This is a genomic window from Gilvimarinus sp. 1_MG-2023 (assembly GCF_030548285.1).
Map to the genome: position 1 here is coordinate 1 of NZ_JAUOSC010000249.1, position 402 is coordinate 402.

1 protein-coding gene is annotated in these 402 nt (G+C 60.4%); it reads right to left on the bottom strand.

All coding sequences use genetic code 11. The features are described from left to right. The coding region (locus Q4563_RS16645) for an L-threonylcarbamoyladenylate synthase (RefSeq protein WP_303605280.1) at positions 1-402 on the bottom strand (402 nt) is incomplete at both ends.

Here is a 402-nt window from a genome sequence, read left to right on the forward strand (position 1 = left end):
GGCCCGACCTGTTGGCACAAGGCCGACACCAGTGGATGATCGGCAATACGCACCGCCAGCGATGCATGTTCGCCCCGTAACAACGGACTGACGTCATCCCTGCAAGGCAACACCCAGGACACCGGCCCTGGCCAGCTGGCACGCACCTGAGCTTCATCACTGCTGCTCAACGGCAAGAGCCAGTCATCCAGCTGTGATAACGAGGCAGCCACCACCACCAGACCTTTTTGCCACGGCCGCTGTTTTAACGCCAGTATCCGCTCGATCGCACGTTCATCCGCCGGGTGACAACCCAGCCCCCAGACGGCTTCGGTCGGATAGGCAATCACGCCACCGCTGTTCACGGCACGGCACGCCTGCTGCAAATGCCAGGCATTAAGGTAAAAAGACAAGGTGCTGTTC